We start from the raw sequence: 13889 nt of genomic DNA, 5'->3' as shown, positions 1-13889 counted from the left end.
AAGGTCTACGTTTCGCGATTCGTGAAGGTGGCCGTACAGTAGGTGCTGGTGTTGTAGCTAAAGTTATTGCTTAATAACTTATCTACACATTAGAAAAAGAGGAGCTTATGGCTCCTCTTTTTTATTGTCTAAAGTAAATGAAATGTGAATGGCGATAAGGGTTTTCTTATTATTTGTGTTAGGTGAGGATCTATTCTCCTCTGCAGCGCTTTTTCATCATCTTTCTACTTGCTTATTATGTCGGCATTCTATATTATTCGTCGTCCTTAATTCTCGGTTCTATTTTTTTCGTTCCTTGCTTCCTCTGGATAACCGAGCCTATTGTGGAAGCTGAATAATCCGTAAGGAGCAATAAATGCGTCATTACGAAATCGTATTCATGGTGCACCCTGATCAAAGCGAGCAAGTTGCTGGCATGATCGAGCGTTACACTGGTTCTATCACTGAAGCTGGCGGTGCTGTACACCGTTTAGAAGACTGGGGTCGTCGTCAATTGGCTTACCCAATCAACAAACTTCACAAAGCTCACTATGTTCTTATGAACGTAGAATCTGAGCAGGCTGTGATTGATGAGCTTGAAACTGCTTTCCGTTACAACGATGCAGTTCTACGTAACATGATCATGCGTACTAAAGCTGCCATCACTGAACCTTCTATCGTGCTTAAAGCTAAAGATGAGCGTCCTAAGCGTGAAGAAGTGAGAACTGATGGAGACTCTGAGTAATTTAAGACCAATTCAGTAGAGAATCAGTAGTCATACTAACCCTCTATTGTGATTAGTAGTGTAATAAGAATGGAATCAAATTTGATGTTCAATTTTATTTGCACGCATTGGTCATTATTAAATTCTCATTATTTAGTATAGAGCAGCGGTATAGAGGCTTTATAGTGTTTGTACCTGATGCTACTAACATCACTCAAATTTAAGATCAGGAGATAGCCCATGGCTCGTTTCTTCCGTCGTCGTAAATTCTGTCGTTTTACTGCAGAAGGCGTACAAGAGATTGACTACAAAGATGTAGCAACTCTAAAAAACTATATCACTGAAGCTGGTAAAATCGTACCTAGCCGTATCACTGGTACAAGTGCTAAATATCAGCGTCAGCTAGCTCGTGCAATCAAGCGTTCACGCTACCTAGCTCTATTGCCTTACACTGACAAACATCAGTAATCGGCACCGTTATTAAGAAAGGAGATTAATCAATGCAAGTTATTCTACTTGATAAAATCGGTAACCTAGGTGGTCTTGGCGATACAGTAGCTGTTAAATCTGGTTATGCACGTAACTTCCTTATCCCACAAGGTAAGGCTGTTATGGCAACTAAAGCTAACATCGAAGTATTTGAAGGCCGTCGTGCTGAACTTGAAGCAAACGTTGCTAAGCAACTTGCTGAAGCTCAAGTACGTGCTGACCAAGTTGAAGCATTAGAAGCAGTTGTTATTGCATCTAAAGCTGGCGAAGAAGGTAAACTATTCGGTTCTATCGGTACTCGCGATATCGCTGAAGCGATTTCAGCAGCTGGTGTTGCTGTTGTTAAAAGCGAAGTTCGTCTTCCAGAAGGCGCACTACGTAATGTTGGCGAATTTGACATCAGTGTTCAACTACACTCAGATGTATTTGCTACTGCTAAGGTTCAAATTGTTGCTGAGTAATTCAGTAATAAAATGATATAGGACACCAGCTTAGGCTGGTGTTTTTTTTGCTTAAAATTCCTCTTCAATTACGAATATCGCTCGTTTCTAATTTTTTATATGCGGTTATAATGGCTCTCATCATATTTTAGTTGAGTTAAGTAATGGCCCAAGTAAACCCAGAATTCTCCAATCATAAACGCGATGCTCAAGTCGAAGCGATTAAAAGCCCGCCACATTCACTTGAAGCTGAGCAGTCGGTTCTTGGCGGCTTGTTATTGGATAATGAACGCTGGGATACTGTGGCCGAGCGAGTGATCAGTAATGACTTTTACAGTCGTCCTCATCGGTTAATCTTTGATGGTATTAAAACCATTTTAGAATCAAATAATCCACTCGACTTAATTACCTTATCGGAACACTTAGAAGTACGCGAACAGCTAGAAGATGTTGGCGGTTTTGCCTATTTAGCCGATTTAGCCAAAAATACGCCGAGTGCCGCAAATATCAATGCGTATGCCGAAATAGTGGCAGAGCGTGCACTGGTGAGAAACCTTATTGGGGTGGCAAATGAAATTGCCGACGCGGGTTATGATCCTCAAGGTCGTAATTCTGAAGAGTTATTGGATTTAGCCGAAAGTAAAGTCTTCGCGATTGCTGAAGCAAGAACCAATGAGAACGAAGGCCCACAAACCGTTGATTCTATTTTAGAGAAAACCTTAGAGCGAATTGAGACGTTATATAAATCGCCTCAAAATGGTGTAACTGGTGTCGATACTGGCTTTACCGATCTCAATAAGAAAACTGCAGGCTTGCAAGGATCAGATCTGATCATTGTTGCTGCTCGTCCATCGATGGGTAAAACAACCTTTGCGATGAACTTATGTGAAAATGCGGCAATGGAGCAAGAAAAGCCGGTATTGATTTTCTCTCTAGAAATGCCAGCGGAACAGTTGATGATGCGTACACTTGCATCACTATCCCGAGTTGACCAAACCCGAATTCGTACTGGGCAACTTGATGATGAGGATTGGGCTCGAATTTCAGCGTCTATGGGGCGACTCATGGAGAAGAAGAACATGTATATTGATGACAGTTCTGGTTTAACACCAACGGAATTGCGATCCAGAGCTCGCCGTGTCGCGCGAGAGCACGGTGGCTTATCAATGATCATGATCGATTACCTTCAGTTGATGCGCGTGCCATCACTCACCGAAAATCGAACATTAGAAATTGCCGAAATCTCTCGTTCATTAAAAGCCTTGGCGAAAGAATTGAATGTTCCTGTTGTTGCACTTTCTCAGTTAAACCGTTCGTTGGAGCAGCGAGCCGATAAGCGCCCTGTAAACTCAGATCTACGTGAATCAGGTTCGATCGAGCAGGATGCGGATTTGATTATGTTTATCTATCGTGATGAGGTTTATCACCCTGATAGTTCGATGAAGGGCACCGCAGAAATTATTTTGGGTAAGCAGCGTAATGGTCCGATTGGTTCTGTACGTCTAACCTTCCAAGGCCAACATTCTCGTTTTGATAATTATGCTGGCCCAGCGTTTGATGACGATGAATAACACTCGCATAAGGTAGCTATGGGAGGAGAATCATTAGCCTCCTATTATTCACCTTGAATGGTCACGACGAGCCGACGGTTACCACCATGATCTCGATGCTCACCTAAGTAAATACCCTGCCATGTACCTAATGCCAATTTTCCGTTGCTGATTGGTATTGAAAGATTGTTTCCTAACAATGAAGACTTTATATGGGCTGGCATATCATCATCGCCTTCATAGGTATGTTGATAGTAAGGAGCTCGCTCGGGAACATAGTTATTGAAGTGGCGTTCCATGTCATGACGTACGGTCTCATCGGCATTTTCATTGATCGTCAGACTCGCTGAGGTATGTTGGATAAAAAGGTGTAATATTCCAATATTAATCTGCGTTAATTCGGGTAATTGGCGCTGAACTTCATCACTGATGAGGTGAAAACCTCGGTGACGTGCTTTGAGAGTTATAATTTTTTGTTTCCACATCTTCAGCTCAACCTTAATCTGTGGTGTATAGTGAATGTTCTACTACACTAGCATTTAGATTTTTAGATAGGAAATTGTTTTCTATTTGAACTTAAACGTAAATTCGCTTCGAAAATTAAGTATACTATAACGCAGTAATTTTGGTGTAATTTGAAGATAGCTTCTAGATATATTGGTTGCTAGAGTGAATGCTTTGGCACAGTGTTAAAAATAATATTAGATCGGGATAGACGATATGACCATGTTGAAGAATATTAATCCAACTGAAACTCAAGCTTGGAAAGCGTTAACACAGCACTTTGAATCTGTTAAAGATACTGATTTGAAATCACTCTTTAATCAAGATGCCCAACGTTTCGACAAATTTTCTACGCGCTTTGGCGATGATATCTTAGTTGATTATTCAAAGAACTTTATCAATGAAGAAACGATGTCTTTGTTATTCAAACTGGCTGAAGAGACCGAAGTATCGAGTGCAATTAAAGCCATGTTTAGTGGCGAGAAGATCAATATAACAGAGAGTCGTTCGGTTCTGCACGTTGCACTACGTAATCGTAGTAATACACCGATTTTGGTTGACGGCAAAGATGTCATGCCCGATGTGAATGCGGTACTGGATAAGATGAAGGTTTTCTCTGAGCGAGTTATTTCTGGCGAGTGGAAAGGGTATACCGGTGAAGCGATCACCGATATTGTGAACATTGGTATTGGTGGGTCAGATCTTGGCCCATTCATGGTAACTGAAGCGCTTAAGCCTTATAAAACTCGATTGAATCTGCATTTTGTCTCCAATGTTGACGGTACTCATATTGCGGAAGTATTGAAGAAAGTAAATCCGGCAACAACGATGTTCCTTGTTGCATCGAAAACGTTCACGACTCAAGAAACCATGACCAATGCACATACTGCGCGTACTTGGTTCTTAAATGAAGCTAAAGATGAGTCACAAGTTGCAAAACACTTTGTTGCTCTATCAACAAATGCTCAAGCTGTTTCCGAGTTTGGTATTGATACAGACAATATGTTTGAATTTTGGGATTGGGTCGGAGGTCGATACTCATTATGGTCGGCAATTGGTCTTTCAATTATTTTAGGTGTTGGTTTTGATAATTTCGTAGAACTATTAACCGGTGCTCATGAGGTAGATAACCATTTTTCTACCACGCCATTTGAAAAAAATATTCCTGTGATTCTTGCGTTGATCGGAATTTGGTACAACAACTTCTATGGCGCAGAGTCGGAAGCAATTCTTCCTTACGATCAATATATGCATCGTTTTGCGGCTTATTTCCAGCAAGGTAATATGGAATCGAATGGTAAGTTTGTTGATCGCGATGGCAGTGCGGTGGATTATCAAACAGGCCCTATTATTTGGGGTGAACCTGGAACAAATGGTCAGCATGCATTCTATCAATTGATTCACCAGGGTACTAAGTTGATCCCTTGTGACTTTATTGCTCCAGCGATAACGCATAACCCAACCGGTGATCACCATGAGAAGCTAATGTCGAACTTCTTTGCTCAAACTGGCGCATTGGCGTTTGGTAAAACTAAAGAGCAGGTTGAAGCTGAGTTTGTTGCCGCTGGAAAAACGAAAGAAGAAGTGGCGTCTTTAGTTCCATTCAAAGTGTTTGAAGGAAACCGTCCAACCAACTCTATTCTCGTCAAACAGATCACACCGCGAACTCTCGGTAATTTGCTTGCAACTTATGAGCACAAAATCTTTACTCAAGGTGTTATTTGGAACATCTTTACATTTGATCAGTGGGGTGTTGAGCTTGGTAAGCAATTGGCGAATCAAATCTTACCAGAGCTTGGGGATGACAAAGCGATTGATTCTCACGATAGCTCGACCAATGGGTTGATTAACGCATTTAAAGCGCTACGCTAGCGTATCCGTTGTGTACGGCTTAATTGTTGAGCCGTACACATTAAGAAAATAAAAAAGGTTGATGGTAACCATACCATCAACCTTTTTTGATCATGTAACTTAAGCTACTGCCTATTCGAAACAAATCTCGATAAAGGCATTACCCCATTCTGAATTAAAAGGCATGATAATAATCGAGCCTTTACATTTATGGCGAATCGTATGACCTTTCCCTGAAACAACAACAGGAGTCGCCATATCAAAATCAAACCCACTTTCTGCGAGAATACGTTTTGCACCCCCTGCGACCATGTTGGTGATTTCACCTACCATGTCAGTGATTTCTTCGTTGAGGCCATTTGGGCGTTCGCCCAACATGTTTTGCATTATTTCAAGTGCGAGGTTTTCATCGAAAGTGATCGACATTGAGCCGCGACTTTTATCGCCGATCATACCAATTAAGCCTGATATATCGCCACGAGCGATCTCATCTTTTTTTACTCTAGGTTTCTCAGGCTTTAAGTCTAAAGAAGCCATTGTTTTAAGTACGTTTAGCAATGATGCTAGAAATGGGTTTACAAATTCTGCGCGCATATAATCGATCTACTAGTTAAGCTCTTGATTAGAGGAACATGACTGACAGATACCATGGGATTCAATAACATGGTTTGTAACCTGAAAAGCATGCGTCTCTGCGTTCTGTTCCAACAAAGCAACCAATGATTTATCTTGAAGTTCAATAACATCATTACATTTGTCACATATTAAAAGGTGAAAAAAGTGTTTATGAGCATTACATGAACAACAGGAAATAAAACTATTTGTTGATTCCACTCTATGAATAAAGCCTTGATCCATCAAAAAATCAAGTGCTCGGTAAACCGTTGGTGGTTTAGCTTGTGGTTCACTTGTTTTTAACGCTTCTAGTAACTCATAAGCACTTGAAGCTTTTCTATTTGAACAAATTATTTCAAATACTCGTCTGCGTTGTGAAGTGAGTCTAACCCCTCTCTCAACACAAATCCCCTCAATTTTTTCAATTAAATTTTGGTCCAAAATTCATCACCATAACCATTGGACGTACTTATTAATATACTACTTTTTACACATTTTCGTTTAATTTTTCACGAGTTTCTACATTTTATGAGGGCTACAAATGATTTATTACTAATATTATAGACCGAAATTGAAAAATGACATGGTAGGTGCTTTAGGAGATATTGGTTTTTAGGGTAAGAAGCCACTACAATTTGTTGATATAAAACGTTAACTTGAGCGAATTGAACCTTCAATACCATATCAAGTTACCTTGTAGGAGTTGTGATAATGGAACACCAGGATACAAATACCGCGATTGAATTGGTTAAAACATTGGTGGCTGAGTTAGAGGAATATTTTAATATTACTTTTACAGATGTGAGCGAAGAGGATTCTATTAATTATCTTCGTTTTGTCTTTTATTATTCTCCTGGTGAATGTTTAGAAATCAGTGCTCCTATCGGTGGTGAGCCTTGTATTGTTCATAATCAAGATAAAAATAATCGAGTGCCTATTGGGCGTGAAGAGGAATTCTACCAAGGGTTTCGTGAACGATTATTCCAGTTCTTAATTCGGGCTAAGAAGCTTCATCAATTTTAATATTATGAACTTTTTACGACTGAAATGTTTATAAGAGGGAATTTCTGGTTATAGCTGAAAAAGTGTTACACCACAGGGCTGCTAGGATCCTTTTAGCAATCCCTTGTGATATCTAAAAATTGTGACAAATATTGCTTAGCCGAGTGTAAAGACGACTGACAGGACAATAAAAGCACCAAGGCTGATTCTTTCTAGAAGACCAAATACAGGTTGTTCTGCGCTATTAAAAAATATTTTTTGTAATTTCATGTGCGGTTTCCTTATTGTTTTTAGTGTATATACATTGTACATCTATTTGATAGACTTTTTCAAGTTTACTTTGATCTAACTTTCACATGATATTTTTTCAATTTCATCTGCTTGATGTGATTTTTATATTTTACATATCAATATGTTAGTTATTTTTCTTTTCGGTATGAAATAATATCTCACCATCCTCGCCACATCGGTTGATGACTAATTAAATTGTAGTTAACAAATTCACCTATCTCCATTTTATATCGCGATGAAATGTTTTATTAAAAAAACTGTCATTGTTCTGAAACATTTCCCTGATGAAATCAACCTCGTTCAAGGATGAACCCAAACCAAATATTCTTGATACACCATTGGGTGTGATGACTAAATAAAACAATCGACTTGGAGGTTGATGTGAAAGTTAAAGCGTTAATTGCTGCAACAACTATGGCTGTAACTATGGCTACTTCTGGTGTTGCTAATGCTGCATCTCGCGATTACATAAGTATTGTAGGTTCTTCAACAGTATTTCCATTTGCGACTGTTGTAGCTGAGCGATTTGGCCGCACTACATCATTTTCAGTGCCAAAAATTGAATCAACGGGTTCTGGTGGTGGTCTGAAATTATTCTGTTCAGGTATTGGTGAAAATACACCAGATATCACAAATGCATCGCGTAAGATCAAATCTTCAGAAGTTGATCTTTGTGCGAGCAATGGTGTAAACAATATCGTAGAGATCAAGATCGGCTATGACGGTATCGTTCTTGCGAACTCGAAAGACGCAACTCAGTTTGAGCTTTCGTTACGTGATGTCTACCTTGGTATCGCAAAAATGGTTCCAGATGCAGATGGCAATCTAATCGAAAACCCATACAAAACTTGGAATGAAGTTAATGCTTCACTCCCTGCAACAAAAATCGAAGTTCTAGGTCCACCGCCAACATCGGGTACTCGTGATGCATTTGCAGAACTTGCATTAGAAGGTGGTTGTAAGACTTTCGATTCAATCAAAGCGCTTAAAAAGACAGACAAGAACAAGTACAAAGCAGTATGTCACTCTGTTCGTGAAGATGGCGCATACATCGAAGCGGGTGAGAACGATAACTTAATCGTTCAGAAACTGGCGGCGAACCCTAAAGCTCTAGGTGTATTTGGTTACTCTTTCCTTGAAGAGAATGCGGATAAAGTTCAAGCATCAATCATAAATAACGTTGAACCAACGTTTGAAGCGATTGGTTCTGGTGACTACCCAGTATCACGTTCACTGTTCTTCTATGTTAAAGAGGCACACAAAGATACGATTCCTGGTCTTAAAGAGTACGTAGATGCGTTTACTTCTGAGCAAGCGATTGGTGAAGAAGGGTATCTTGCAGACCGTGGTTTGATTCCACTGCCTGAATCAGATTGGAAAGCAGTACGTGCTGCTGGTTCTAACCTGACACCAAACCTTTAAGAATCATTATTTCTACTAACAAAACGGGGTGGCTATCAAAAGATAGCTGCCTCGTAATAAGTTCAGAGGCTCTATGAATTCGTTGCTTTTGGTCTTGTTGCTAGGTATCTCGACCCTTGCTTATATCATGGCGAAAACTCGCTCAAGAAAGCTGGCACAAGCCAATGGTGGTCTAAGATATCTTCACTCCCGACCTTCTTACTATGGTTCGCTTGCGGCTGTGTTATCTGCCGTACCAGCGCTTATTATTTTTGTTCTGTGGAGCATGTTCTCACCAAGCATTGTTGAATCAATGGTCATGGCAGAACTACCCGCAGATATTTTGGCTAGTGGGACCGATCACTCTCTCTTGTTTAGTCAGATTTTGCATGTTGTGAATGGGATAAAATCAACAGACCATAACTGGCTAACCGAAGCGGCAAGTCACTATACCCGCCTAAATGAGCTTGGCTCGAACATCCGCTTTGCATCGTTAATCGCACTATCTGCGGCAGGGCTTGCTCTTGGTTGGAAATTGGTTCGCCCAAAGGTACGTGCTCGCGTTTATGTTGAATCGATTATGCAGACATTTCTGCTTATCTGTTCAATCATCGCCATTCTTACCACGGTAGGCATTGTTTTATCGGTGTTGTTTGAAGCGGTTCGTTTCTTCCAAATTATTCCAGTTACTGACTTTTTATTTGGGCTTGAATGGTCACCTCAAGTAGCGATACGTGCCGATCAGCAAGGAGCAAGTGGGGCATTCGGGTTTATCCCATTGTTTACTGGTACCTTGATGATTTCATTCATCGCAATGGCTATCGCCGCGCCGATCGGTTTGATGAGTGCTATCTACCTAGCGGAATACGCTACGCCAAGAGTTCGTTCAATTGTTAAGCCTATTTTGGAAGTACTCGCGGGTATTCCAACAGTGGTATACGGTTTTTTCGCCGCGTTAGTTGTTGCTCCGATGATTCGCGACTTCGCCCAATCCATCGGTATTGAATCGGCGTCATCTGAGAGTGCATTAGCCGCAGGTTTGATTATGGGAATTATGATTATCCCATTTGTTTCCTCTTTATCTGATGATGTGATTACCGCCGTTCCGCGTACATTAAAAGATGGCTCGCTCGCGTTGGGTGCAACCGAGTCGGAAACAGTCAAAAAAGTAATATTACCAGCCGCGCTTCCAGGTATCGTTGGTGGTCTATTGCTTGCGGTTTCTCGTGCAATTGGAGAAACCATGATAGTGGTGATGGCGGCAGGAATGTCGGCAAATCTAACGGCGAATCCATTTGATTCTGTTACGACCATCACGGTACAAATCGTAACGTTACTGGTTGGAGACCAAGAGTTTGATAGCCCGAAAACACTGGCCGCATTTGCGCTGGGTCTATCACTCTTTGTCGTTACATTAGCGCTTAACTTTGTTGCATTGCGCATTGTGAAGAAATATCGAGAGCAATATGACTGATATATTAGTAGAAATGTCAAAGACTAAGAAAGCGAAAGTAAAAGCGAGCTTAGCGAAACGTAAGTCTAAGGAGAAGCGCTTCCGCTCCTTTGGTGTAGCGTCTATTTCATTTGCGATCCTGTTCTTAGTGATCTTGCTTGGCTCTATTATCTCTCAGGGCTATACCGCATTTTACACCACAGAGATTCGCTTAGAGGTTACTCTAGACAAAGAAACCTTAGGTCTTTCGAGCGAAGAACCATCGAAAGGTGAGTTATTTAGTGCCAATTATATGAAGGTATTACGTGACGCTCTCAGAGAGGAAATAGAGGTTTCAAGTCGTAAAGATCGTAAGGCACTTTATGCGTTCATCTCCAATGGGGCTGAATACGATTTGCGTGATTTGGTGGTAGAAGATCCATCTTTGATAGGGAAGGAGTTCACCTACTGGGCGTTAGCGGGGGATTTATTTAACCAATACAACAAAGGCAACTTCTCTAAAGACGTACCAGAAGATTCGCGTAAGTTTAAAGACAAGCACATCGGCTGGTATGAGCAACTTGAAGAAGATGGCAATGTACGCACGGTGTTAAATAAGAACTTCTTTACTAACGGTGATAGCCGAGACGCTGAACTGGCCGGTATTTGGGGAGCAACTGTTGGTTCGTTTTACACCTTATTGGTCTGTTTTTGTATCAGTTTCCCGATTGGGGTAGCAGCGGCAACCTACCTTGAGGAGTTTGCACCGAAGAATAAGTGGACTGACTTAATTGAAATTAACATCAATAACTTGGCTGCGGTTCCTTCGATTGTATTTGGTCTTTTAGGTCTCGCGATCTTTTTGAACATGGCGGACTTACCGCGTTCCGCTCCGCTTGTGGGTGGTCTGGTGCTTTCACTCATGACCTTACCGACGATTATTATTTCGAGTCGTGCTGCGATTCGAGCGGTTCCTCCTTCGATTAAGGATGCGGCACTCGGTGTTGGCGCGTCAAAAGTGCAGTCAGTCACTCATCATGTTTTGCCATTGGCAATGCCAGGTATGCTTACTGGCACGATCATCGGTATGGCACAAGCGTTGGGTGAAACCGCACCATTAATTATGATTGGTATGGTTGCATTTATTGTCGATGTCCCTCAGGGACCTTTCGATGCATCAACATCTTTACCAGTACAAATATACTTATGGGCAGAAAACCCGGAGAAAGGCTTTGCCGAAAATACTTCCGGTGCAATTATGGTATTGCTCGCTTTCCTTGCCTTTATGAACTCATGCGCAATTATGCTGCGTAAACGTCTAGAACGTCGTTGGTAGGAGTTTTTTGAAAATGACACAAGTAATGCAGAATATGAACGTTGAAAACGTAACTGAAGTAAAAAAGACTGGCTCTGTTCACCATCGTGAAGATGAATCACGCGCGACGGTCGGCGTTAAGTTTATTGATAACCCACGCATGTGTGCGCGCGATGTTGATGTTTTTTACGATCACGGCGAAAAACAAGCGATCAAGAAAGTAAGCCTCGATATTGGTGAGCGTGAAGTACTCTCAATGATTGGGCCTTCAGGTTGCGGTAAATCAACATTCCTACGTTGTCTAAACCGAATGAATGATACCGTCGATGGCTGTGTTATCAATGGTTCCATCACCCTTGATGGTAGCGATATCTATAGCCCAGAGCAGGAAATTGTTGAGTTGCGCTCTCAAGTTGGGATGGTGTTCCAGCGTCCAAATCCATTTCCTAAGTCGATCTACGAGAACATCGTATACGGGCCTCTTTTACATGGTCTTATCGAACGTAAGGCTGATATGGATCTGGTTGTGGAAGAGTCATTAACCAAAGCAGGTTTGTGGAATGAAGTGAAAGATCGCCTCGATCATCCAGCAACAGGGTTATCGGGTGGTCAGCAGCAGCGTCTTTGTATTGCCCGAACTATTGCAATCAGCCCTGAAGTGATTCTAATGGATGAACCGTGTTCAGCGCTCGACCCAATTGCTACTGAAGTCATTGAAGAGTTGATTCATGACCTTAAGAAGAACTACAGCATTGTCATCGTAACTCACTCAATGCAGCAGGCACTTCGCGTTTCCGATCGCACGGCGTATTTCCACCTAGGTGATTTGATTGAGGTTAACTCGACCAAAGAAGTCTTCCATAATCCGCAACACCGTTTGACTCGCGATTACATCAGCGGTCGTTTCGGTTAACCTTCTACATCTAAGCAGGCTTAGCTTCCACGTTAGCCTGCTTACTCCTTTCTAAAATCTCTCTCTATCTTCTTGTGTCTCTTACTTCTTATCTCGAACGCTAGGTGAATATCTGTCTCCAATTTTAGCTTTGGGGTTACCATGATCTAAAAGCATACTATGATCTAAAAGCTATCGGTCTACTATGATCCCAAAGCTAAAAGAGCTACTCATTGGCTCGAATTAGGATATTTTAGGAACGCTTTCTTTTTATATGTCTTCAATTCTCAGTGTATAATCCGCAGATTCTTTTTTAATGATTCCCGTGTTAATGGTATTTACATCGGCTCGGTAATTTTTTGATGTATTAAACCTGAGGTTTTTCAATGCCTACGCTTGATTCCACAAGTGCTTTCGACTCAAATCGCTTCTCTGTTGCCCCGATGCTCGATTGGACGGATCGTCATTGCCGTTACTTTCACCGCTTATTGTCATCTCAAACTCTGCTGTATACCGAGATGATTACCACAGGTGCGATTATTCATGGCAAAGGAGACTTTCTTAAATACAGTGAGGAAGAGCACCCAGTATCGTTGCAATTGGGGGGATCGAACCCTAAAGACTTGGCGCATTGTGCAAAGTTGGCTGAAGAGCGCGGTTATGACGAGATAAACCTCAATGTCGGCTGCCCATCGGATCGAGTACAGAATGGACGCTTTGGTGCTTGCCTAATGGGAGAAGCGGAGCTGGTGGCGGAATGTATTGCGGCAATGAAAGCAGAAGTTTCGATTCCCGTCACGGTGAAAACCCGCATTGGCATCGATGACCAAGACAGTTATGAGTTTCTGACTAACTTTATTCAGGTTGTCTCTGAAAAAGGAGGCTGTGAGCAGTTCACCATTCATGCCCGTAAAGCGTGGTTAAATGGTCTGAGCCCAAAAGAGAACCGAGAAATTCCTCCACTCGATTACCCAAGAGCTTACCAAATTAAGCAAGACTTCCCACACTTGTCGATTGCAGTGAACGGTGGGGTTAAAACCTTGGAGCAAGCCAAAGAACACTTGAAACATTTGGATGGCGTGATGGTCGGGCGCGAAGCCTATCAAAACCCTTATTTATTGGCGACGGTCGATCAGGAAATCTTTGGCTTAGATACTCCGGTTAAAAAGCGCAGCCAAGTTGTGCATGAGATGTTGCCGTATATTGAATTTCAGTTGGCTAATGGTGCAAATCTGGGCCACATCTCTCGTCATATGATTGGTTTATTCCAAAGCATGGCAGGCGCGAGACAATGGCGTCGATATATCAGTGAGAACGCGCATAAAGCAGGAGCGGGGGTTGAAGTGATCGAAGCAGCACTAGCGAAAATTCCAACCGAACTCGATGTATAACATAACCAATATT

General features: G+C 41.7%; 15 protein-coding genes. 12 read left to right on the top strand and 3 right to left on the bottom strand.

The genetic code is table 11. The features are described from left to right. From ACWU4D_RS19540 to ACWU4D_RS19520, 5 genes are all read left to right on the top strand, one after another. Positions 1-74, top strand: a 74-nt coding sequence (locus tag ACWU4D_RS19540) for an EF-Tu C-terminal domain-related protein (RefSeq protein ID WP_131818057.1), incomplete at its 5' end; no start/stop codon positions are given. Positions 75-355: 281 nt separating this feature from the next. Beyond that, the gene (rpsF, locus tag ACWU4D_RS19535) at positions 356-724 is read left to right on the top strand and encodes a 30S ribosomal protein S6 (protein ID WP_456053116.1); all 369 of its coding nucleotides are present in this window, start codon (positions 356-358) and stop codon (positions 722-724) included. A gap of 219 nt (positions 725-943) precedes the next feature. After that, entirely contained in the window at positions 944-1171 is a 228-nt protein-coding gene (gene rpsR, locus ACWU4D_RS19530; RefSeq protein ID WP_000090472.1) for a 30S ribosomal protein S18, read from the top strand. Positions 1172-1203: 32 nt separating this feature from the next. Beyond that, positions 1204-1653: a 50S ribosomal protein L9 gene (rplI, locus tag ACWU4D_RS19525; RefSeq protein ID WP_456053115.1), complete on the top strand. Its 450-nt coding sequence runs from the start codon at positions 1204-1206 to the stop codon at positions 1651-1653. Between the two features lie 143 nt (positions 1654-1796). Then, positions 1797-3203: a replicative DNA helicase gene (locus ACWU4D_RS19520; protein WP_456053114.1), complete on the top strand. Its 1407-nt coding sequence runs from the start codon at positions 1797-1799 to the stop codon at positions 3201-3203. A 44-nt stretch (positions 3204-3247) separates the two neighbouring features. Here ACWU4D_RS19520 and ACWU4D_RS19515 read toward each other — a convergent pair whose 3' ends face one another. Continuing rightward, entirely contained in the window at positions 3248-3667 is a 420-nt protein-coding gene (locus tag ACWU4D_RS19515; RefSeq protein WP_456053113.1) for a secondary thiamine-phosphate synthase enzyme YjbQ, read from the bottom strand. A 241-nt stretch (positions 3668-3908) separates the two neighbouring features. On the opposite strand from ACWU4D_RS19515, the gene pgi reads away from it, so the two are divergent. Beyond that, entirely contained in the window at positions 3909-5558 is a 1650-nt protein-coding gene (pgi, locus tag ACWU4D_RS19510; RefSeq protein ID WP_456053112.1) for a glucose-6-phosphate isomerase, read from the top strand. 111 nt (positions 5559-5669) lie between these two features. Here pgi and ACWU4D_RS19505 read toward each other — a convergent pair whose 3' ends face one another. Both ACWU4D_RS19505 and ACWU4D_RS19500 read right to left on the bottom strand, forming a co-directional pair. Next, a complete protein-coding gene (locus ACWU4D_RS19505; protein ID WP_456053111.1) occupies positions 5670-6131 on the bottom strand; it encodes a chemotaxis protein CheX in 462 nt (153 codons plus the stop codon). Between the two features lie 12 nt (positions 6132-6143). Further along, a complete protein-coding gene (locus ACWU4D_RS19500; RefSeq protein WP_456053110.1) occupies positions 6144-6593 on the bottom strand; it encodes a transcriptional repressor in 450 nt (149 codons plus the stop codon). A 270-nt stretch (positions 6594-6863) separates the two neighbouring features. Here ACWU4D_RS19500 and ACWU4D_RS19495 point away from each other — a divergent pair, with 270 nt between their 5' ends. The 6 genes from ACWU4D_RS19495 to dusA all read left to right on the top strand — a co-directional run bounded on the left by ACWU4D_RS19495 (position 6864) and on the right by dusA (position 13876). After that, on the top strand, positions 6864-7175 hold the full coding sequence (locus tag ACWU4D_RS19495; protein ID WP_456053109.1) for a hypothetical protein: 312 nt from the start codon (positions 6864-6866) through the stop codon (positions 7173-7175). Positions 7176-7826: 651 nt separating this feature from the next. Further along, positions 7827-8867, top strand: a complete 1041-nt coding sequence (locus ACWU4D_RS19490) for a PstS family phosphate ABC transporter substrate-binding protein (protein WP_456053108.1) — start codon at positions 7827-7829, stop codon at positions 8865-8867. Positions 8868-8940: 73 nt separating this feature from the next. Continuing rightward, on the top strand, positions 8941-10320 hold the full coding sequence (pstC, locus tag ACWU4D_RS19485; protein WP_456053107.1) for a phosphate ABC transporter permease subunit PstC: 1380 nt from the start codon (positions 8941-8943) through the stop codon (positions 10318-10320). Then, positions 10313-11614, top strand: coding sequence for a phosphate ABC transporter permease PstA (gene pstA / locus ACWU4D_RS19480; protein WP_456053106.1), 1302 nt, complete (start codon positions 10313-10315; stop codon positions 11612-11614). The genes pstC and pstA overlap by 8 nt, the downstream gene beginning before the upstream one ends. Positions 11615-11738: 124 nt before the next feature. After that, positions 11739-12506 carry a phosphate ABC transporter ATP-binding protein PstB gene (gene pstB / locus ACWU4D_RS19475; protein WP_456053118.1) on the top strand — a complete coding sequence of 256 codons (768 nt, stop codon included), beginning with the start codon at positions 11739-11741 and terminating at the stop codon, positions 12504-12506. A 365-nt stretch (positions 12507-12871) separates the two neighbouring features. Further along, complete coding sequence (dusA, locus tag ACWU4D_RS19470; protein ID WP_456053105.1) at positions 12872-13876, top strand: tRNA dihydrouridine(20/20a) synthase DusA; 1005 nt, start codon at positions 12872-12874, stop codon at positions 13874-13876. Positions 13877-13889: the final 13 nt, after the last annotated feature.

The organism is Vibrio phycocola (assembly GCF_053850235.1).
The sequence above is the reverse complement of the archived record's forward strand: the minus strand, read 5'-3'. Positions and strand labels throughout refer to the sequence as shown.